Origin of the sequence: Streptomyces sp. NPDC008139, from assembly GCF_042957025.1 — a bacterium.
Lineage (GTDB): Bacteria > Actinomycetota > Actinomycetes > Streptomycetales > Streptomycetaceae > Actinacidiphila.
Genome location: NZ_JBIBHM010000022.1, coordinates 35,452 through 56,155, shown reverse-complemented (window position 1 = coordinate 56,155; position 20,704 = coordinate 35,452). Strand labels below are relative to the sequence as shown.

The following is a 20,704-nucleotide window of genomic DNA, read 5'->3' as shown; positions in this document are numbered from 1 at the left end:
TCCGTACCGGGTCCCCGTGCTCGGATCGTATCGGCTCGGTCGCGGCGCGCCTCAGGGACGGGGAAGGTGGAGGGGGTTGGCGACCGTGCCGTGTGCGGCGGCGTGCGGGCGCTGCGCCCGGTCGCGGTAGCCGTCGAGGTGCAGCCGATTGCGGTTGAGGCAGAGCCGGTCGATGCGGGGCATGAGGAGGTCGAAGGCGGCGAAACGATCCTTGAGTTCGGGAAAGCGCTCCTGGTGGCGGATGATCTCGTCCCGCACCAGGGTCCAGAATTCGGCTTCGGGCACGTCCAGTTGTGCTTCGCACAGGGGCGTGAGATAGCGCAGGACCCCGATGAAGAGTCCGGCATGGATGAACTGGGTGAGGAATTCGGGCCGTTCGGTGAGCGGCACCTGGCGTACGTCGTCCGGCATGCTGTCGTGTTCGGGCAGTGGGTCCGCGGAAACGTTGATGTCGTCGACGAATTCCTACACCGCGAGGCGTACCGGGATGTCGTGCTCGTCGTAGACCACGATGGTGTTCTCGCCGTGCGGGGAGAAAACCGTGCCGTATTGGTAGAGAAAACGCAGGAGGGGCGGCAGCAGCGCCGCGAAGAGGTGGCGCAGCCAGACGCGGGGCGCGAGACCGGACCGGTCGACGAGTTCGGCGGTGAAAGATCGCCCGTTCGGGTCGGTGTGCAGCGGCGCGGCGAGGGTACGGGCGTGCTCTCCCGGTTCCAGGTGGGCGGCCAGCGGCTCGCGCCAGATGCAGCCGAGCAGTTCGCGGTACTGGTACGGGACGGTGGGCAGCCGGTCGTACTGCGGGTGCTCGACGGTGACGGAGGCGACCTCGCCGAGCAGGATCACCCGGGTCTCGTCCCGCAGGAAGGGGTCGGCGTCCCGCAGTCCCCGCACCCAGGAGGTGACGGCCGGGGCGGCCAGCGTGCGTTCGGTGGGCAGGCCGCGCCAGACCAGGGTGTTGAGGACGGACAGCGGGAGCTTGACGGTGCGCCGGTGCGGGCGGCTGGTGTTGAGGAAGGTGCGGATCGACTACTGGGGCAGCCGCATGTCGTTGTCAGTGGTGAGGTGGAGGATGGATCCGTCGCTGATCGCGGGGGCGAAGAGCGGCGCGATCGCCTGGTCCCACTGCCAGGGGTGGACGGGCAGCAGCAGGTAGTCGGCGGGGTCGCGGTTCCGGTCGGCGATGGTGTGCCGGAAGGTGTCGAGGGTGCCGGGGGTGAGTTCTTCGGCGTAGAGGAGATCGGGGGTGGCGAGCGTGGAGATACCGCGGTATCGGGCGAGGTCTCGGTGTACGGCGATCCAGGGCAGGCGCCGCGGCTTGCGCACCTCGGGTGCCCAGCGGGCGGCGTCGGCGGCGGAGAAGCCGATACGTCCCTTGTTGGCGACCAGCCAGGGGTGGCCGGTCTGGTGGCCTTCGAGGTCGGCGTAGTCCAGGTCGGCGAGTTCGGCCGCCGTCAGCGCGGTGCTGTCGAGCCGCACGTCGGCGCGGAGCGTCGCGAGGAGTTCCTGGATCAGGTGCCCTGTGGTGTCGCCGCTCAGGCCGAGCACGCTCTCGTGGCCGTGCAGCAGGAAGTGCAGCGGGTCACCGGTCGGCGTGACGCTGTCCGCGTCCACGTACCAACTGCCGTACGCGCCGCGCCGGGCGCGGAAGCGGTAGGTCACGTCCGGGCTGAGCCGTAGCCGGTACGCGGTCGGGCCCTCGGCGGGCTCCGGTTCGGGGACGATCACCTCCTCGTACGCGAACTCGGCGAGCATCTTGGCCAGCAGGCGCCTGGCCGCGTGCTGCCAGGCGGCGGAGTCGGACACGGAGGGGGTGAGCACAGTGAGGCTCCTGCGGTGGGGACCTGGTGACCTGGAAGGCAGGGGTGAGGAGGGTTCGGGGAACCGCCGCCGAGGCAGCGCCCGAAGGACGCGGGGTCGGGGCGCGCAGGCGCTGCCGGCCGGGCTCAGAGCCGGTGGCGCAGCGAACGGTCGCGGATCATGAGGGCCGCCCGCTTGCCGGGCAGTTCGAGTTCCGCGGACAGGCGGAAGCCCGCGGTGAGGAAGGCGGCGACGGAGGGAGTGTTGCGCAGGTCGGGTTCCGCGATCACTCGTGGGCAGCCGGGGCGGTGGTCGAGGACGATGTCGCACACAGCGCGCAGCAGTGTGCCGCCGAGGCCGCGTGCCCGGTCGGCGACGCCGCCGATGAGCAGGTGGACGCCGATGTCGTGCGGCCGGGCCGGGTAGAAGCGGGCAACCGGGTCCAGATCGGCGCGGTAGATCTCCCAGTAGCTCATCGGCGTGCCGTCCAGCACGCCGAGGCAGGGGACGCTGCGTCCGTCGCCCTCGGTCTGGCCGCGCAGGTGCCGCTCGGTGACGCGCTCGTCGCCGGCCAGTTCCCAGAATTCGGCGACGGCCGGGTCGTTCATCCAGCGCGTGAGCAGGGGCAGGTCGCGGTCGACGCGGACCGGCGCCAGCCGGAAGGAGCCTGCGGGGGTCTCGACGGCCGGCCAGGAGGCGGCCGCGCCGAGGAGTCCTGGCCTCGCGGCGCCCGCCGGGTCCTCGGTGTCCGGTTCGGCGGCGTCGAAGGCCGCCGCAGCGAAAAGGGCCAGGACCTCGGGCGGCAGCTTCAGGTCGAGGGTGTCCTCGGTACTGGAGTCGGCGGGTGTCACGGAAGCTCCTTCCTCTCCTGAGCGGGGTCCGGACCTGGTCGGGGTCCGGACCGGTTCCCGGCGGGGTACGGGTCCGGGGGCGAGGGCCGGGGACGGGCGCGCGGCCGGACGGTCCGCTCAGACGGTCAGCGGGTTGGGCATGGTGACGTAGACCGACTGGCTGTCGACCGGTCCGACGAGTTCGTCCATTCCGTGCAGCCTGGTCAGCAGATTGGCCTTGCTGCGCAGTTCCGGGGCGTCCAGCAGCCGGGCGGGAAGGCTGCTGCGGCCTCCCGCGGCGGCGGCCAGGAAGCGGCGGAATGCGGCGAGCAGCACCTGCTCGTCCGCGAGCCGCTGTGAACCGAAGGCGCCGATGAGACCGAGGACGTTGTTCACACCGAGGTAGTAGGCGAGCCGCTCGTCCGCGACCTCGTCGGCGACGAAGGTGTCGCTGTCGGCCCCGATGCCCGGCTGCTGGCGTTCCAGCTCCGCGCGGTGCGACTCGCGGAAGTAGTACCCCTGGTTGTCGCGGTAGCGCCCGCCGCAGGGCCAGCCGGAGGCGTCGAGCAGGACGAGAGTGTTCTGCTGATGCGCCTCCAGGGCGATGCCCGCCTCGCCGTCGAGCCACAGCACGGGCCGTACGACGGCGTCGAGGTAACGCAGGAACCACTCGGTGGCGACCGCCGTCGCGGGCCTTCCGGTGCGCTCCGCGAGGCGGGTGACGAGCATGGCCAGCCGGGAGCGCAGCGCGGGCGCGGGAACGCCGGGCCAGGGGCGCAGCGAGGTGAGTCCCGCCACGCAGTGCGCCTGGTCGCCGGGGCCGAACGGGCTGTGCCTGAGCACGACGTCCAGGCCGGGCACCGGTGTGCCGTCCGGCGTGTCCACACCCAGCCAGGCCGGGTCGCGGACGATGTCGAAGCCCGGGTGAGCGGCGTGCCACCGCGCGACGAGCCCGCTGCGCAGCAGCCGGTGCACCTCGGTGCCGCGCCTCAGCTCCTTGCGGAGATTCTCCCTGCGGGAGTTGGTGATGCGCAGCGCCAGGGAGAGCTTGAGCATCGCGGGCGCGTCGGGACGGTAGACGGTCCGCACGGATGAGGTGGCGTACCAGGGGTCACCGACCGGGCCCAGGTCACGCAGCAGCCCGGCGTCGAACAACCGCTGGACGGCGGGCCGGTGCAGGATGTCACGCGCCTGCCAGGGGTGCAGCGGGAGCGGCGCGGTGCCTGCCGGGCACGCGAGTTCGGGCCCGGCCATCGCGGTCAGCAAATCGGCGGCCGGTACGGGACGGCCGCGGTCGGTCCACGCGGAGTCGGTGGCGAGGACGGCGGCGTCCACGGCGAGCCAGTGCAGCACGAAGGAGCCGCGCGTCTCGGGCGAGTACGCGGCGCTCTCGCTCTCGCTGAGCCCTTCGCGCGCCTTGGGCGCGGGATGCGTCGGGTGACCGAGGAGCAGGGCCTGTTCCGACTCCAGGAAGGGCAGTTCCGGCTCGGGCCTGCCGGGCCGCGCACGCCGCTCGCTGACGAACACGGCGGTCCTGCGTACCGAATCGGCCACCCTCGCCACCAGGTCGTCGCCCTCGGCCGCCGCGCCGCCGCCTTCACGCGCCAGGAACGTGGCCAGTGCGACCGCGGTCAGCGGGCGGCTCGGGGCGGTTGTGAGGCGGACGGGCCCGAAGCGGTGGTGGCCGGTGGCCGACCAGTACAGGACAGCCGCCTGGGCCTGCGTGCCGCTGGCGGGCAGCGGGATCCGCAGCAGGCTGTCGGCGGGCTCCGTGAGGCCCGTCTCGCGGACCCAGCAGCGCAGCAGATTCTCGGCGCTCGCCGCTTCGGCGACGCGGTACGGGTCCGGGTGCTCCAACGGGTCCGGATCCTGGTCGGCCGCGGCGGCGCGCGGTCGCTGCACCGGTACGGCGGCGGCCAGCGGCACCGCCGCGCCGGGCGGCATGGGGGTGCCGGGGTCCACGGGTGCGGTCATGCCAGGGCTCCACTCGTCGGTACCGCGCGGCGGCACGGCTTCTCGCGGTCGGTCCGCCGGGGTCATGCCGGGCCGCCTCGCGTCGCGGTCCGCGCGGCGTCGATGGCGGCGGCCAGCCGGTCGAGCACGGCTTCGGCCTGTTCGTCGGTGATGGTCAGCGGCGGCAGCAGCCGGATCACGGCTCCGTGCCGTCCGCCCAGTTCGACGATGAGTCCGCGGCGCAGGGCCTCCTGCTGGACGCGGGCGGCGAGCGGGGGCGCGGCGGGAAGCGCTCCGTAGTCGTCGGGCTCGGCTTCGGTGTCGACGAGTTCGACGCCGATCATCAGACCGCGTCCTCGGACGTCGCCGATGCAATCGTGGTGCGCGGCGAGTCCGCGCAGGCGGCTGAGCATGCGCGCGCCGACGGTCTCCGCGCGCTCGTGCAGCGCGTGCTGCCGTACGAAGCGGAGCGTGGCCGTGCCGGCGGCCATGGCCAGTTGATTGCCGCGGAAGGTGCCCGCGTGGGCACCCGGCTGCCAGGCGTCGAACTCTTCGCGGTAGACGATCACGGCCAGCGGGAGGCTGCCGCCGATGGCCTTGGACAGCACCATGACGTCGGGCACGATTCCGCTGCGCTCGACGGCCCAGAAGGTGCCGGTACGGCCGACGCCCGTCTGCACCTCGTCAACCACCAGCGGGATGCCGCGCGCGGCCGTGATCTCGCGCATCGTGCGCAGCCAGGTGTCGGGCGCCGGGATGACGCCGCCTTCGCCCTGCACCGGTTCGAGGAGCATCGCGGCGGGCGGCTGCACCCCGCCCTTGGGGTCGTCGAGGAGATGCGCGGTCCAGCGCGCCGAGAGCTCGGCCCCCCGGTCGCCGCCGATGCCGAACGGGCAGCGGTAGTCGTACGGGTACGGCAGGCGGGTGATCCGCGCGTCCGCCTCGCCGACGGTGCCGCGGACGGCCGTGTCACCCGTAGCGGCGAGCGCGCCGGCCGTCATGCCGTGGTAGGCGCCGGAAAATGCGAGGAGTCCGCCGCGCCCGGTGGCGATACGGGCGAGCTTGATGGCCGCCTCCACCGCGTCGGTCCCGGCGGGGCCGCAGAACTGGATGCGGCCGTGCTCGGCGAGTTGAGCCGGCAGCGTCTCGAACAGCGCGGTGGTGAAGGCGTCCTTGACCGGAGTCGCGAGGTCCAGGACGTGCAAGGGAGCGCCCGAGTCCAGGACGCCCCTGATGGCCTCCAGGACGACGGGGTGATTGTGGCCGAGGGCGAGGGTTCCCGCGCCGGACAGGCAGTCGAGATACCGGCGGCCGTCGGCGCCCTCCACGGTCATCCCGCGGGCGCGGACGGGTACCACCGGCAGGGACCGCGCATAGGTGCGCGCGGCCGATTCGCGCTGCGCCTGCCTGCGGAGGATCGCCTCCCCCGTCATGGAATCGTCGGCCGATCCCTCGGCGGACACCTCGGCCGATGCCGCCAGTCGTTGTGTCGGCGCGCTCGAAATGGCGGCCACGTGCTCACTCCTCCGGGTCGGCGTCCAGGCAGTCGTCCCCCGCCGTACTAACGACTGGGTGACGGCTCGATCACGGGCGGCCCGGAGACTTTCGGCGCGGAACCGGCGAACACCCCCGGCCGTCCCTCACACCAGCGGCATAGTGGTGGCCACCGCGCATCGGGGGCGGCAACTGCCGTACAGCCGAAGACATCTCAGGGGGAGCAGTCCATGTCATCCATACGAAGGCCCTTGGTGGCCGCGGCGGCGGCAGCCGTTCTCCTCGCGGGCACCGCCACCGCGTGCGGGTCGTCCGGTGACTCCGCGGACGCCAAGCCCAGTTCGTCGGTGACGTCGGGCAACAACCTCGGTCTGCCGACGTCCTTCCCGACCAGCCTCGACGACCTGAAGAAGTGGGAGCAGGCGTACAAGAAGGGCGGCTGGAAGAACTGGGACAAAGCGAAGTGGCTGCGCAAGGCGGCGGATTTCGTCAACCCGGTGATCAACGGGCTGTGGAGCGACGACCGCATGAAGGGCGCGGACCAGAGCGACAAGAAGGTGCCGACCAACGTGTCGGCCGACCAGGGCGAGAGCGACCCTGCGCCGGATCCGGTGCAGGCGAGCCGGGTCACGGCGCCGTACCACGAGGCCGCACCTGGTGTCGGAAAACTCTTCTTCGACGGGCCCAAGGGCTCGATGGTCTGCTCGGCGACGGTGGTCCGGGATCCGGCGCATCCGGGAAAGTCGAATCTGGTGTGGACTGCGGGCCACTGCGTGCACGCGGGCGCGTCCGGCGGCTGGTACCGCAACATCGCCTTCGTCCCCGCCTACAACGACACGGGCAAGAGCGCCGCGGCCCTGGAGGGCGCCTCGCGTGATGTGCTGGCGCCGTACGGCGTGTTCTGGGCCGACTGGGCCAGCACCTCCGACCAGTGGATCAGCACGGGCGCCGAGTCCGGCGGCAGCGGTTCGCCGTACGACTTCGCCGTGCTGCATGTGAAGCCGGAGGAGGGCGCGGGCGGCAAGTCGCTGGAGGAGACGGTCGGTACGGCGATGCCGGTGTGGTTCGACGCGCCGTCCGCGACGCAGATCGGGACGATGGGCGCCTGGGGTTATCCCGCGGCGCCGCCCTTCAACGGGCAGCAGATGTACGACTGCGTGGGCAAGCCGGGCCGGCTGTCGCTGAGCGCCCAGGCGCCGACGGAGTACCGGATCGGCTGCACGATGACGGGTGGTTCGTCGGGCGGCGGCTGGTTCGCCAAGCGGCCGGACGGGACGACGGCACTGGTCAGCAATACGTCGATCGGGCCGGTGACGAACACCTGGCTGGCGGGGCCGCACCTGGGCGCCGAGGCGAAGAAGGTCTTCGACGGGGTGAGCCAGAAGTTCAACTAGCGGACGACGCATGGGTAAGGGGCCGCCTCTTGGAGGCGGCCCCTTACCCATGTCAGCGTGCGCGGCGGCGACCCGGCGTCGCGCTGCCGTGGCACCTCAGTGCTGTCAGGTCCTGGCCACGAGCGTGAACGGGGCCAGTTCCGCGGCCAGTTCCTCGTGCACCCGCACCTTGAGCAGCGTGCCGTCACCGGTGTGCTCCTCGGAGAGGACCTCACCCGCGGCGTGCACCCGGGAGACGAGGCCGCCGTGCGTGTACGGCACCAGCGCCTCGACTTCCACATCGGGCCGCGGCAGTTCCTGGTCGATGATCTCCAGCAACTCGTCGATGCCCATGCCGCTGCGGGCGGAGACCGCGATGGCGTGCTTCTCGTTGCGCAGCAGGCGCTGGAGGACCAGCGGGTCCGCGGCGTCCGCCTTGTTGACGATCACGATCTCGGGCACGTCCAGCGCGCCGACATCGCGGAACACCTCGCGTACTGCCGCGAGCTGTTCCTCAGGTACCGGGTGCGAGCCGTCCACCACGTGCAGGATCAGGTCGGCGTCGCCGACCTCCTCCATCGTGGACCGGAAGGCCTCGACCAGGTGGTGCGGCAGGTGCCGCACGAACCCGACGGTGTCCACCAGGGTGTAGAGCCGTCCACTGGGGGTCTCCGCGCGGCGCACGGTCGGGTCCAGGGTGGCGAACAGCGCGTTCTCCACCAGGACGCCCGCACCGGTGAGCCGGTTGAGGAGCGAGGACTTACCGGCGTTGGTGTATCCGGCGATGGCGACCGACGGCACCTTGTGGCGCTTGCGCTCCTGGCGCTTGAGGTCGCGGCTGGTCTTCATCTCCGCGATCTCCCGACGCATCTTGGCCATCTTCTCGCGGATACGCCGACGGTCGGTCTCGATCTTGGTCTCACCGGGACCACGCGTCGCCATGCCGCCCCCGGACGAACCGGCGCCACCGCCACCCATCTGCCGGGACAGCGACTGACCCCAGCCGCGCAGCCTCGGCAGCATGTACTGCATCTGTGCCAGCGAGACCTGCGCCTTGCCCTCACGGGACTTGGCGTGCTGAGCGAAGATGTCGAGGATCAGCGCGGTCCTGTCGACCACCTTGACCTTGACGACGTCTTCCAGATGGATGAGCTGGCCGGGGCTCAGCTCACCGTCGCAGACGACGGTGTCGGCGCCGGTCTCCACGACGATGTCACGCAGTTCCAGTGCCTTGCCGGATCCGATGTACGTGGCCGGGTCCGGCTTGTCGCGGCGCTGGATGACGCCGTCGAGGACGAGTGCTCCGGCGGTCTCGGCGAGCGCCGCCAGCTCGGCCAGCGAATTCTCGGCGTCGTCAACGGTCCCCGTGGTCCAGACGCCCACGAGCACCACGCGCTCCAGTCGGAGCTGCCGGTACTCGACCTCGGTGACGTCCTCGAGTTCGGTGGAGAGTCCGGCGACCCGGCGGAGCGACGCACGCTCGGAGCGGTCGAACTGGTCGCCGTCCCGGTCCTCGTCGATCTCATGACTCCAGGCGACGTCCTCTTCCATCAGGGCGTCGGCCCGAAGGCTCTCGGGGAGGCGCTGGCGGTTGTTCGAAGAGGAAGAAGAAGAGGAGGTCATTGGATCCTTTGGTCGAGCGGTCAACGGGTCGGCGGTGTTTCTGCCGTTACTACGATGGTCGCACGCCGGGCACTCGCGGTCACGCGGGTTTCGCCGCGGATACCCGCGAGGGCTGTCCGCCGGTCGACAGGACCGGATCTCCGGCGGCCGTCGCCGGATTCACTCGAGTGGGTGACGATCACCCCGGAACCTACGATCTGCCACCAGACGTTCACTGGGAGTAACGATCGAAGGAGAGAGTGATGATCCCCATCCCGAAGTCCCCACAGGTGCTCACCCGGGCTTCCGCGCACGCGTCCTCACGAGAGTCCTCGCACGCGTCCAAGCGTGTGTGCGCCCTGGTCTCAGGGCTGCGCCGCCGTGACGGCCAGTCGCGCGCGGTAGACGTCATAGACACCCGGCACCGACCGCATCGCCCGCATCAGGACCGCCAGCGCCTGGGGGTCGGGCAACTCCACCGTGTACGTGTGCCGCACCCGGTGCTCCTGCGGGGGCTCCACCGCGGCCGAGACGATCCCGACGCCCTGGGCCGCGATGGCCTCGGTGAGGTCGGCGAGCAGGCGCGGGCGGCTCAGTGCCTCGGCGAGGATCGTGGCCCGGAAGCCGTTGGCGGGGCTGTCGTCGCGCCAGCGGACGGGTACGGGCGCCCGGCCCGCCGTGACCATCCGGGCGGTGCTCGGACACTCGACGCGGTGGACGGCGACGGTGCCGCCGCGGATGACGAATCCGGTGAGGCCGTCCGGAGGCACCGGCGTGCAACAGCGGGCCAGCCGTACGGTCGCGTGCGGCAGGTCGGTGACCGCCACCGGTTCGGCGGCGCGCGCCTGGCCCGCGGCGTGGGTCGGGCGTACCGCAGGGGCCGACGTCGGCTTGTCCTCGTCTGCCGTCGCCGGGTTCTGGGTCAGCCACCTGGTGATGGCGATCCGGGCGGCCGGGGTGATGGCGTGCTCCAACCAGTCGGCGTCGGGGCCGGAGGTGGCGGAGTCGTCCATCAGGAGCTGGAGGGTGTCGCCGTCGCGCAGCCGGGTCCCCAGCGGCGCCAGCCGCCCGTTGACGCGGGCGCCGACGCACTGGTGACCGGCCTCGCCGTGCACCGCGTAGGCGGCGTCCACGCAGCTCGCCCCGGCGGCCAGCCGCATCGTGCCGATGGACTCGCCGGACTCGGTGGCGAAGACGGTGATCTCGCGGTCCTGGGCGAGGTCGTCCCGCAGAGCGGACCAGAAGGTGTCGGGGTCGGGGGCGTCGCGCTGCCACTCCAACAGCCGGGCGAGCCAGCCGGGCTGGGTCGGGTCCACCCTCCCCCAGGTCTCCGCCGCGCTCGCCCCCTGCTCGGCCTCGGCGGCCTGCGGAGTCTCCTCCACGGCGTGCGGATCGCCGAGCGCGATCACCCCGGCCTCCGCGACCCGGTGCATCCGCCGGGTGCGGACGAGGACTTCGGCGATCCGGCCGCGCTCGTCGGCGACGGCGGTGTGCAGCGATTGGTACAGGTTGAACTTGGGGGCGGCGATGAAGTCCTTGAACTCCGCGATCACCGGGGTGAAGCAGGTGTGCAGCTCACCGAGCACGGCATAACAGTCGGCGTCCTCGGCGACCACGACGAGCAGGCGGCCGAAGTCGCAACTGCCGAGTTCCGCGCCGCCGCGCTTGAGCAGGACGCGGTGGACGGAGACCGCGTGCCGCGGGCGGATGGCGACCTCGGCGGCGATGTCCGCCTCGCGCAGCACCTTGCGCAGGTCCTCGGCGACAGCCGCGAGGAGGTCGGGTCCGGCGGCGTTCGCGGCGATCATGGCGCGCGTCCTGGCGTGCTCCTCGGGGTGGAGGATCGCGAAGACCAGGTCTTCGAGCTCGGTCTTCAGCGCCTGCACACCGAGGCGTTCGGCGAGCGGGATCAGCACATCGCGGGTGACCTTGGCGATCCGCACCTGCTTCTCGGGACGCATCACCCCGAGGGTGCGCATGTTGTGCAGCCGGTCGGCGAGCTTGATCGACATCACGCGTACGTCATTGCCGGTGGCGACGAGCATCTTGCGGAAGGTCTCCGGCTCCGCGGCGGCGCCGTAGTCGACCTTCTCCAGCTTGGTGACGCCGTCAACGAGATAGCTGACCTCCTGGCCGAACTCCTCCCGTACCTGATCGAGCGTCACATCGGTGTCCTCGACGGTGTCGTGGAGGAGGGAGGCGGTCAGGGTGGTGGTCTCCGCGCCCAGTTCGGCGAGGATCAGCGTGACCGCCAGCGGGTGGGTGATGTACGGCTCGCCGCTCTTGCGCATCTGACCGCGGTGCGAGGACTCCGCGAGCACATACGCCCGCCGCAGCGTCTCGATCGCTTCGGGGCCCGCTTCGGGGTGGCGCGCGCGGTGCACCTTGGTGAGGTGCTCGATGGCGTCCGGCACGCGGTCCCGGCCGCTGGGGCCGAGTAGCGCCGCGCGGCCGAGCCTGAGCAGGTCGATCCGGCGCAGTCCACGGCGCGGAGCCCCGGCACTGCGGCCGGCGTCCACCGCGTTGTCTGCGCTCATCGGGCACCTCCAGCAGCCTGAACCGGCTGCGGACGCTCTCCACGCCCCGTGGGGCCGCGCCGGTGATTGATGCTACCGAGCCCACCACGTGCGGCAGTCACGCTCTCGCCGAGAGTGATCCCCATCACCCGTTCGAGGGAACGTGTGCGGGAATCCCGGTCGGATACCGCCGGAAAGGTGGTGGTTCAGGCACCGGGGTCAGCGGGAGGGGCCGCCGAGCCAGGCCGGGTCGATGACGCCCTCGGCGACGATCACCGCGGGTCCCGTCATCTCGATCTGTCCGTCGGCGGTCTCGGTGATCACCAGTCGGCCGCCGGGGACATCGACGATGTACGTGACCGGGCGGCCGGTGACGGCCGGGTCGGCGCCGTCACGGCGGGCCGCGGCGACCATCACGGCGCAGGCGCCCGTGCCGCAGGAGCGGGTCTCGCCGGAACCGCGCTCGTGGACGCGCAGAGCCACGTGGCGCGGCCCGCGGTCGACGACGAATTCGACGTTGGTGCCCGCCGGGTAGGCGTCGGCGGGGGCGACCGCCGGAGCACGGAGGAGGTCACCGGCATGGGCGAGGGTGTCAACGAAGGCGACGGCGTGCGGGTTGCCCATGTCGACGTGGAGCGCGGGCCAACTGCGGTCGCCCACGGTGACGGTGACGGCGCCGTCGGGAAGCGTGGCGCGGCCCATGCAGACCGTGATGTCGCCAGGAGTGCCGTCGTCGGCGTCCTTGGCGATGTGAACGTCGCGGACGCCGGCGCGGGTGGCGACGGCCAGATCGCCCGCGTCGGTCAGGCCGGCGCGCTGGAGGTAGCGGGCGAAGACGCGGACGCCGTTGCCGCACATCTCGGCGATGCTGCCGTCGCTGTTGCGGTAGTCCATGAACCACTCGGCCCGGTCGGCGAGTGCCGCGGCCTCGGGGTGGCCGGCGGAGCGGACCACGCGCAGCAGGCCGTCACCGCCGATTCCGGCGCGCCGGTCGCACAGCCGGGTGACGTCGGCCGGGGACAGGTCGAGCAGACCGTCCGGGTCGGGGACGATCACGAAGTCGTTCTCGGTGCCGTGGCCCTTGAGGAAGGCGAGCGGTGCGGTGTCGTGGCGCGCGTCAGTCACGTCATCGATCGTACGCGGGCGACGGAGGGGGACGGGCTGGTGGGCGGGGCCGTCAGCGCAGCCGGGCTACGCGCCAGACGGCGAGCACCGCCAGCAGGGCGATCAGCGCGGTGTACCCGGCCACGTAGCGCCAGTCGACACGGGCACCGGAGCCGCGGGCGGGCAGGCCGGGCCAGGTGTAGCCGACCCGGCGGGCGGCCATCAGGCCCCACCCGGCGGAGCAGCAGCACAGCAGCAGGCCGAGCATGGCGACGACAGGTCCCGCGTCGCCGGATTCGAAGGCGAGGGGGAAGGCGAACATCAGCGATCCGCTCACCGCGAGGGCGATGATCGGGGCGAGTTGCCAGATCCGCAGTCGGCGCTGGGGGCGCAGCTCGCGGAAGGACTGGCCCTCCTCCATCGGCGGAAGGGGCTCGATCGCTTCCAGGGAGCCGAGGGAGTCCAGGGGCTCGAAGGGCTCCAGGGTGTTCCTCGACTCGGGGATCGCGCCATTGCGCGGAAACTCCGGGGGAATCTGGGCTTCCGCCGCGGGGTCGCGCCCGGCTGGGGTGTCGCGTGGGCCGGCTTCCATCGCCACGCGCCCTCCCGATTCTCCGACACCGTAGCTAGATGCTCGATGATGGCACGGTCGACCGGCAGGTCCGGGACGCCGGAGCGTCCCGATGCCATCACGTGATCAGGCTGTAACCGCTTCTTGGAGCAACGTCAGCGCCTGGTGCGCGAGTTCCGTGCCGCGGGCCGTGAGCCAGTGCACACGCGGGTCGCGGCGGAACCACGAGTCCTGACGGCGTGCGAAGCGCTTGGTGGCGCGTACGGTCGTGGCGCGGGCCTCGTCCTCGGTGCACTCACCGGCGAGCGCGGCGAGCACCTGTTGGTAGCCGAGCGCGCGGGAGGCCGTCCGTCCTTCGCGCAGCCCTGCGGCCTCCAGGGTGCGGACCTCGTCGACCAGACCGGCCTCCCACATGCGGTCGACGCGCAGGGCGATACGTTCGTCGAGTTCGGGCCGGGGGACGTCGACGCCGATCTGGACGGTGTCGTAGACGCCCTCGGGGCCGGGGAGGTTGGCGGCGAAGGGGCGGCCGGTGATCTCCACGACTTCGAGGGCGCGAACGATCCGGCGGCCGTTGCTGGGCAGGATGGCGCGGGCGGCCTCGGGGTCGACCGCGGCCAGCCGGGCGTGCAGGGCGCCGGAGCCGCGCATGTCGAGTTCGGCCTCCAGGCGGGCCCGGACGGCCGCGTCCGTGCCGGGGAACTCCAGGGCGTCGATCGCGGCGCGTACGTAGAGGCCGGAGCCGCCGACGAGCACCGGGACGCGACCTTCGGCGTGGAGCCGGTCGATCTCGACGCGGGCGAGGCGCTGGTAGTCGGCGACGTTGGCGGCCTGTGTCACGTCCCAGATGTCCAGCAGGTGGTGCGGCACGCCCTGGCGTTCGTCCGGGCTGAGCTTGGCGGTGCCGATGTCCATACCGCGGTAGAGCTGCATGGAGTCGGCGTTGATCACCTCGCCGTCCAGGATCCGGGCCAGGGCCACGCCCAGATCGGACTTCCCGGCTGCGGTCGGGCCGACGACGGCGATCACACGGTTCTTCACGTGGCCAGTCTCGCAAACATTGGCCGCTGACCTCGATCGATTGGCGTGAAGCAGGTCAGGACGGGCACAGGTATGGTCGGGAACAGGGCGGGGGATTCACGATGCTTGGGAAGGTGCCGCATGGGCCTCAAGGACACATTCAAGGACAAGCTGGGCTTGGCGAAGAGCAAGGCCGGCGACTTGGCGCAGCAGCACGGCGGCAAGATCGAGTCGGGGTTGGAGAAGGCGGCGCACACCGTCGACTCCAAGACCGGCGGCAAGTACAGCGACAAGATCGGCACCGGGGTGGACAAGGCCAAGGGCGCCTTGGGCAACCTCAAGGACAAGAGCGGCAAGGACGGCGACGCGACCGCCTGAGCGCTCCCGCGGCGCCCTGCCGTACGACGTCCGAGTCGCGCGTCCGGGCGGGGGCTCCGGGTCGGATATCCGGGTAGCTCTCCGGCTCAGGTCCAGGTCGCCACGGCGTAGCCCACGCCGTACGGCGCCGCCTCGTACAGCAGCTCCCCCGCCAGGCTCGCGCCCTGTGCCGCGCCCGCGAGCACCTGCCACGGCGCCCGGCCGGACACCTTCAGCGCATCGGCCAACTCCGCGTCCAGCGCGGTGAGCGCGTCGGTGTCGGCGGCCGCCAGGGCCGCGGTCACGGCCACGTCGAAGGGCTCGGCGCGCTCGTCCAGGTAGCCGGGCCCCTTGACCGTACGGCAGGCGCTGCCGTCCCCCATCACGAGCAGGGCGACGCGTCCCGCGGCCTCGGCGACAGCGCGGCCCGCGGCGGCGCAGCGCGGCTGTTCCAGTTGCTCGCCGACCCCGAGGCCCTCGACGGGTGCGGCGTGCCAGCCGCGCAGCAGCCAGGCGGCCACGGCGAGCGAGGGCGGCAATGTGCGTGCGGGCTCAGCGGCGGGCTCGGCCGTGACGTCGGCCGCCGCGCCGGGTTCCGGTCCGAGGCGGACGTCAAGCGCGACACCGAACGGCCGGAAAGAGCCTGTGACGCCCTCGGCGAAAGCACCGCGGTGCGACCGGTCCGCCGGACCGATCACGACCAGCCGGTCGGGCCGGGAAGCGGCCAGAACGCCGATCGCGTCGGCGCAGGAGGCCCGCAAAGCGTCGAGTTCGGGTGCGGCGCCTGCCGCCACCTCCGGGACCAGCAGCGGCGGACAGGGACAGACGGCAGCGGCGACCAGCATGATCGAAACCTTACCGGCGCGGCCTCGCGGATAGACGGCCGTCGCCGGACAACGGCGTCGGCACGTTCAGCCGCGCACCGGTGTCCGGGACCGCGCGCGTCACTGGACGCTGCATCCGCCCAGGGACGCCGGCTCCGTCACGGCGGGCGCGCCGATCGTCGGCAGGCCCAGCATCACGCCCGTGCGGGGCGCGGCCGGAGCCGCGTTGCGCCGCTCCCACGCGTCGCCCGCCCGCGTACGGCGTACGGCGGCGGCGGGCTTCTCCGCGAGCAGATGGTGCGGCGCGGCGTAGGTGATCTCGACGGTCACCATGTCGCCGGGCCTGACCGGCTCGTCCGGGCGCTCGAAGTGCACGAGGCGGTTGTCGGGCGCGCGACCGGACAGCCGCCGGGTGGCGTCGTCCTTGCGGCCCTCGCCCTCGGCGACCAGCACCTCGATCGTGCGGCCGACCTGCTTCTTGTTCTCCTCCCAGGAGATCTCCTCCTGGAGCGCGACCAGCCGCTCGTACCGCTGCTGGACGACGGCCTTCGGGATCTGGCCGTCCATCTCGGCGGCGGGGGTGCCGGGCCGCTTGGAATACTGGAAGGTGAAGGCCTGCGCGAAGCGGGCCTCGCGCACCACGTGCAGGGTCTGCTCGAAGTCCTCCTCGGTCTCGCCGGGGAAGCCCACGATGATGTCGGTGGTGATGGCGGCGTCCGGCATCGCGGCGCGCACCTTCTCGATGATCCCGAGGTAACGATCCTGCCGGTACGACCGGCGCATCGCCTTCAGCACCGTGTCGGAGCCGGACTGGAGCGGCATGTGGAGCTGATGCATCACATTGGGCGTCTCGGCCATGGCGGCGATGACGTCGTCGGTGAAGTCGCGCGGGTGCGGCGAGGTGAAGCGGATCCGCTCCAGGCCGTCGATGGTGCCCGCGGCGCGCAGCAGCTTGCCGAACGCCTCGCGGTCGCCGATGTCGGAGCCGTACGCGTTCACGTTCTGGCCGAGCAGGGTGACCTCGACGACGCCCTCGGAGACCAGGGCCTCGACCTCGGCGAGCACATCGCCGGGCCTGCGGTCCTTCTCCTTGCCGCGCAGGGCGGGGACGATGCAGAAGGTGCAGGTGTTGTTGCAGCCGACGGAGACCGCGACCCAGGCGGCGTACGCGGACTCGCGGCGCGAGGGCAGCGTCGAGGGGAAGGTCTCCAGCGACTCGACGATCTCGACCTGGGCCTCTTCGGCGATCCTGGCCCGCTCCAACAGCACCGGGAGCTGCCCGATGTTGTGGGTGCCGAAGACGACGTCGACCCAGGGGGCCCGCTTCACGATGGTGTCGCGGTCCTTCTGCGCCAGGCAGCCGCCGACGGCGATCTGCATGCCGGGCCTGGCGGCCTTCTTCGGTACGAGCTGGCCGAGGTTGCCGTACAGCCGGTTGTCGGCGTTCTCCCGCACCGCGCAGGTGTTGAAAACGACGACATCCGCGCCGTCGGCGTCGGAAGGCGCGCGGACATACCCCGCGTCCTCCAAAAGGCCGGACAGCCGCTCGGAGTCGTGGACGTTCATCTGGCACCCGTAGGTGCGGACCTCGTAAGTACGCGCGCTCATAACAATCACCCAGAGTACGTGGTCGCCGGGGCCCGGCGCCCCCGCCTTCCCGGGACCGGCCGCCGCCGACCGCCCTTCCCCGATTCCCGCCCGGCTGGCAGGATCCCCATGCATGGACCTCCCCCGCCCCGTCGTACGCCTGCGCGATGCCGCGCTGGGCAGGCGACGGCGCGTGCTCCAGGCGCTGCTGGCCGGGGTCTCCGTGCTCGCCCTCCTGCTGTGGTGGCTGCTGCCGAACGCGGGTCCTTCGTATCCGCGGGCGCCGATGTCGCTGGCCACCGGGGTCGCCAACGGGGTGTACGAGAAGTACGGGCTGCTCCTCAAGGGCGATCTGCACACCGCGCTGCCGGGAGTGCGGGTCAATCTCGTGCACACCGAGGGCTCGGTCGACAACATCAAGCGAGTGGCGTCAGGACGGGCGGACTTCACCATCGCCGCGGCCGACGCCGTCGCCAATTACGACGGTCCCGGCAAGGACCAGTTGCGCGCCTGCGCCCGGCTCTACGACGACTACATGCAGCTTGTCGTACCGAGCGATTCCACGGTCCGGTCCGCGCGCGATCTGCGCGGGCTGCGGGTCGGGGTCGGCCAGGCGGACTCCGGGGTCAATCTGATCACCAGGCGGCTGTTCGCGGCGGCGGGCCTGGACATCACCAAGGATGTGGACGCGATACCGGTCGGCATCGACCAGGCGCCGGCGATGCTGCGCGACAAGCAACTGGACGCGTTCTTCTGGTCGGGCGGGCTGCCGACCGCCGCCGTGGCCGAGATGGCGCACTCCTCGCCGGGCATCAAGCTCGTCCAACTCGGCGACCTGGTGGCGAAGCTGCATTCCATGGGACCGCAGATGGCGTACTACCGGCAGGCCGTGATGCCCGCCGACGCGTATCCGCAGGCGCAGAAGGGGCAGGCGATCGCGACCATCGCCGTCGCCAATCTGCTGGTCACCACGGACCGCGCGAATACCGGCCTGGTCGAACGGCTCACCCGTGCGGTGATCGACAGCCGGGACGCGATCGGCAAGGAGGTGCACGCGGCGCAATTGGTGGACCTGCGGACCGCGGTGTTCACCGATCCGCTGCCGCTGCATGTCGGCGCGGAGCGGTACTACCGGTCGGTGAAGCCGTAGCGTGTGCTCCTCCGCCCCGACCCTGTCGCGCGCTCACCCCGCCGCGCATTCCGTGGTCATGATCAGACGTCGTACGATCCGACAACCGGACGGTCACGCCCCGACCGGCGCCGTCCTCGGCACCGTCAGGATGACCTCCAGGCCGTGCGGATCGCGCCGCCCGTAACTGATGGCGCCGCCGCCCTGACTCAGCAGGGCGCGGGCGATGGACAGGCCGAGGCCGGAGCCGTGCACATTCTGGTGGCGGGCGCTGCGCCAGAAACGATCGCCGATCCTGGCGAGTTCCTCGTCCGTCAGACCGGGGCCGCTGTCGGCGACGGAGATCGCGGTGCGCTGGTCGTCCGCCGCCACGCGCACATGGACGGCCTCGCCGCGCGGGGTGAATTTGATCGCGTTGTCGATCACCGCGTCCAAGGCGCTGGACAGCGCGACCGCGTCGGCCCACCCGGTCACCTTGAGCGCCGCCCGCTCCCCCGGACTCTCGCCTCCCCGGTCCTCCCCCTCCACCGTGAACTCCACGGAGATTCCCGCCTGGTCGGCGACCGGTCGCCAGGCCGCTGAGCGGGTACGGGCGAGCGCGGCGAGATCGGTGACGGCCAGATGACTGCCGGAGCGTTCGGCGAGCGCCAGGCCCAGCAGGTCGTCGAGCACCTGGGCGAGCCGGTGCCCCTCCTCCTTCACCGCCTCGGCCTCGTCGTGACCGTCTGGCAGTTCCAGGCCGAGCAATTCGATCCGCAGCAGCAGTGCGGCGAGCGGATTGCGCAACTGGTGCGACGCGTCCGCCACGAAGGCCCGCTGCTGGTCGAGGACTTCCTCGACGTTGTCGGCCATCTCGTTGAACGAACGGACCAGGCGGCGGAGTTCCGGCGGGCCGCCCGCCGTTCCGACACGCGACTTCATCCGGCCGGTCGCGATGTCGTGGGTTACGCGGTCCAAGGTGGCGACCGGAAGCAGCACCCAGGCGGTCAGGCGGACGGCGAAGAGCACGGCGATGGCCATCGCCGCCAGTTCCCCGGCCGCCAGCAGCAGCCAGCCGTGCAGGATGCGGGAGCGCAGCGCGCCGGTCGGCGAATCGGTCACGACGACGGCGACGACGTCCCCGTCCCGGACGATCGGCGAGGCAATGGCGAGTTTGCGGGTCTGCCACGGCCACACCTGGCGGGGGTCGTGGGTGCGGCGGCCGAGCAGCGCCGAGTTGTAGGCGTCGAACAGCTCGCCCTCGTCCGGCACCTGCCAGTCGCCGGGCGCGGCGGCCATCGCGGTGCGGTCCCGGTAGAAGACTCCGGCGTCGATGCCGTACAGCTCCTTGTAGCGGGTGAGTTCGGTGCGCAGGGTGTGCAGCCGCTCGTCGTCGGCGCTGTCCACGGCGGTCTGTTCGTCCCGCGCGGTGACGTACTGCGCGAGTGCCGCGAAGCGCGTGGTGTCGTCGATGCGGTCGACCACGACGCGTTGCTGCTGGGACGCGGCCTGGCTGGCGGCCAGCGGGAAGCCGAGGGCCAGCAGGACGCCGGCCATCAGCACGATGAGCAGCGGGAGCAGGCGGGAGCGCAAGGTGGTGGCCTCGACGGTCAGCCGACGGGGACGACGAGCCGGTATCCGACCCCGCGCACCGTCTCGATCATCGCCGGGGTCCGCAGCTTGGAGCGCAGGGATGCCACATGGACCTCAAGGGTGCGACCCGTACCCTCCCACGCGGTGCGCCACACCTCGCTGATGATCTGCTCCCTGCGGAAGACGACACCCGGCCGTTTGGCGAGCAGCGACAGCAGGTCGAACTCCTTGCGGGTGAGGGCGATCAGATCGCCCTCCACGGTGACGCGGCGGGTGGACAGTTCGATGGTGACCGTGCCGAGCAGCAGTTTGGCGCTCTCCTGCGGGCCGGTCTCGCCGGTCCGCGCGGCGGCCAGCACTCCGGTGCCCGCGACGGTCGGGCCGGTGGCCGTCGGCCCGGCGGCACCTTGCCCGTTCAGCGGCGGGCGGCGGCTCACGGCGTGGATCCGCGCCAGCAGCTCGCCCGTGTCGTACGGCTTCACCACGTAGTCGTCCGCGCCCAGGTTGAGGCCGTGGATCCGGGAGCGTACGTCGGCCCGCGCGGTCACCATGATCACCGGGGTCGCGGTACGGCGGCGTATCCGGCTGCACACCTCGAAACCGTCCTGATCGGGCAGCCCCAGATCGAGCAGGACGCAGTCGTACGCGGGGCCGTCGCCGGGCAGCAGCGCCTGGATCGCCTCCTCGCCGCTGCGGGCGTGCCGCACGTCGAAGCCGTGCTTGCCGAGGACCGCGGAGAGGGCGGAGGCGACCCTGTCGTCGTCCTCCACGAGGAGCAGTCGCATCGTCAACCTCCCTGTTCATCCGGTCTTATGATCATTTCGGCTGATCTTGTTGTTCGTGTGTGGTAGCGGTGCCTGTGGACCGAATCCACGCCGATCGGCACGGGGTGCGTCAAGGCCCTACCGGCTCGCGCGGCGGACCGTTACCGACCCGGTACGCACCGGAGGTGCCCGAGGGCGCGCACGGAGCGCG

At 71.7% G+C, this 20,704-nt stretch carries 15 protein-coding genes and 1 pseudogene; 3 read left to right on the top strand and 13 right to left on the bottom strand.

Features of this window, described 5'->3' with window-relative positions; genetic code table 11:
• Positions 1-51: 51 nt before the first annotated feature.
• The 4 genes and pseudogenes from ACFZBB_RS32925 to ACFZBB_RS32910 form a co-directional block, all read right to left on the bottom strand.
• Positions 52-1,818: pseudogene (locus tag ACFZBB_RS32925) on the bottom strand (IucA/IucC family protein).
• A gap of 125 nt (positions 1,819-1,943) precedes the next feature.
• Entirely contained in the window at positions 1,944-2,648 is a 705-nt protein-coding gene (locus ACFZBB_RS32920) for a GNAT family N-acetyltransferase (RefSeq protein WP_391130318.1), read from the bottom strand.
• Between the two features lie 117 nt (positions 2,649-2,765).
• On the bottom strand, positions 2,766-4,601 hold the full coding sequence (locus ACFZBB_RS32915) for an IucA/IucC family protein (protein ID WP_391130314.1): 1,836 nt from the start codon (positions 4,599-4,601) through the stop codon (positions 2,766-2,768).
• Positions 4,602-4,663: 62 nt separating this feature from the next.
• Entirely contained in the window at positions 4,664-6,013 is a 1,350-nt protein-coding gene (locus tag ACFZBB_RS32910) for a diaminobutyrate--2-oxoglutarate transaminase family protein (protein ID WP_391130342.1), read from the bottom strand.
• A 291-nt stretch (positions 6,014-6,304) separates the two neighbouring features.
• Here ACFZBB_RS32910 and ACFZBB_RS32905 point away from each other — a divergent pair, with 291 nt between their 5' ends.
• On the top strand, positions 6,305-7,468 hold the full coding sequence (locus tag ACFZBB_RS32905) for a trypsin-like serine peptidase (RefSeq protein WP_391130311.1): 1,164 nt from the start codon (positions 6,305-6,307) through the stop codon (positions 7,466-7,468).
• 105 nt (positions 7,469-7,573) lie between these two features.
• On the opposite strand, the gene hflX is transcribed toward ACFZBB_RS32905, so the two are convergent.
• From hflX to miaA, 5 genes are all read right to left on the bottom strand, one after another.
• A complete protein-coding gene (gene hflX / locus ACFZBB_RS32900) occupies positions 7,574-9,070 on the bottom strand; it encodes a GTPase HflX (protein ID WP_391130308.1) in 1,497 nt (498 codons plus the stop codon).
• A gap of 344 nt (positions 9,071-9,414) precedes the next feature.
• The gene (locus tag ACFZBB_RS32895) at positions 9,415-11,586 is read right to left on the bottom strand and encodes an HD domain-containing protein (RefSeq protein ID WP_391130306.1); all 2,172 of its coding nucleotides are present in this window, start codon (positions 11,584-11,586) and stop codon (positions 9,415-9,417) included.
• Between the two features lie 198 nt (positions 11,587-11,784).
• Positions 11,785-12,690: a diaminopimelate epimerase gene (gene dapF, locus ACFZBB_RS32890; RefSeq protein ID WP_391130303.1), complete on the bottom strand. Its 906-nt coding sequence runs from the start codon at positions 12,688-12,690 to the stop codon at positions 11,785-11,787.
• Between the two features lie 52 nt (positions 12,691-12,742).
• Positions 12,743-13,261, bottom strand: coding sequence for a hypothetical protein (locus ACFZBB_RS32885; RefSeq protein ID WP_355338786.1), 519 nt, complete (start codon positions 13,259-13,261; stop codon positions 12,743-12,745).
• Between the two features lie 105 nt (positions 13,262-13,366).
• Positions 13,367-14,281, bottom strand: a complete 915-nt coding sequence (miaA, locus tag ACFZBB_RS32880) for a tRNA (adenosine(37)-N6)-dimethylallyltransferase MiaA (RefSeq protein ID WP_391130300.1) — start codon at positions 14,279-14,281, stop codon at positions 13,367-13,369.
• Between the two features lie 120 nt (positions 14,282-14,401).
• On the opposite strand from miaA, the gene ACFZBB_RS32875 reads away from it, so the two are divergent.
• Positions 14,402-14,638: an Rv0909 family putative TA system antitoxin gene (locus ACFZBB_RS32875; protein ID WP_391052242.1), complete on the top strand. Its 237-nt coding sequence runs from the start codon at positions 14,402-14,404 to the stop codon at positions 14,636-14,638.
• A gap of 86 nt (positions 14,639-14,724) precedes the next feature.
• Here the strand turns inward: ACFZBB_RS32875 and ACFZBB_RS32870 are convergent, their stop codons facing one another.
• Complete coding sequence (locus ACFZBB_RS32870; protein ID WP_391130298.1) at positions 14,725-15,462, bottom strand: class III extradiol dioxygenase subunit B-like domain-containing protein; 738 nt, start codon at positions 15,460-15,462, stop codon at positions 14,725-14,727.
• Positions 15,463-15,561: 99 nt separating this feature from the next.
• On the bottom strand, positions 15,562-17,049 hold the full coding sequence (gene miaB / locus ACFZBB_RS32865) for a tRNA (N6-isopentenyl adenosine(37)-C2)-methylthiotransferase MiaB (protein WP_391130295.1): 1,488 nt from the start codon (positions 17,047-17,049) through the stop codon (positions 15,562-15,564).
• Positions 17,050-17,161: 112 nt separating this feature from the next.
• Between miaB and ACFZBB_RS32860 the strand changes: the two genes are divergently transcribed.
• Positions 17,162-18,178, top strand: coding sequence for a TAXI family TRAP transporter solute-binding subunit (locus ACFZBB_RS32860; RefSeq protein WP_391130292.1), 1,017 nt, complete (start codon positions 17,162-17,164; stop codon positions 18,176-18,178).
• Between the two features lie 93 nt (positions 18,179-18,271).
• On the opposite strand, the gene ACFZBB_RS32855 is transcribed toward ACFZBB_RS32860, so the two are convergent.
• Both ACFZBB_RS32855 and ACFZBB_RS32850 read right to left on the bottom strand, forming a co-directional pair.
• Entirely contained in the window at positions 18,272-19,729 is a 1,458-nt protein-coding gene (locus ACFZBB_RS32855) for an ATP-binding protein (RefSeq protein ID WP_391130289.1), read from the bottom strand.
• Between the two features lie 17 nt (positions 19,730-19,746).
• Complete coding sequence (locus ACFZBB_RS32850; protein WP_391130286.1) at positions 19,747-20,514, bottom strand: response regulator; 768 nt, start codon at positions 20,512-20,514, stop codon at positions 19,747-19,749.
• Positions 20,515-20,704: the final 190 nt, after the last annotated feature.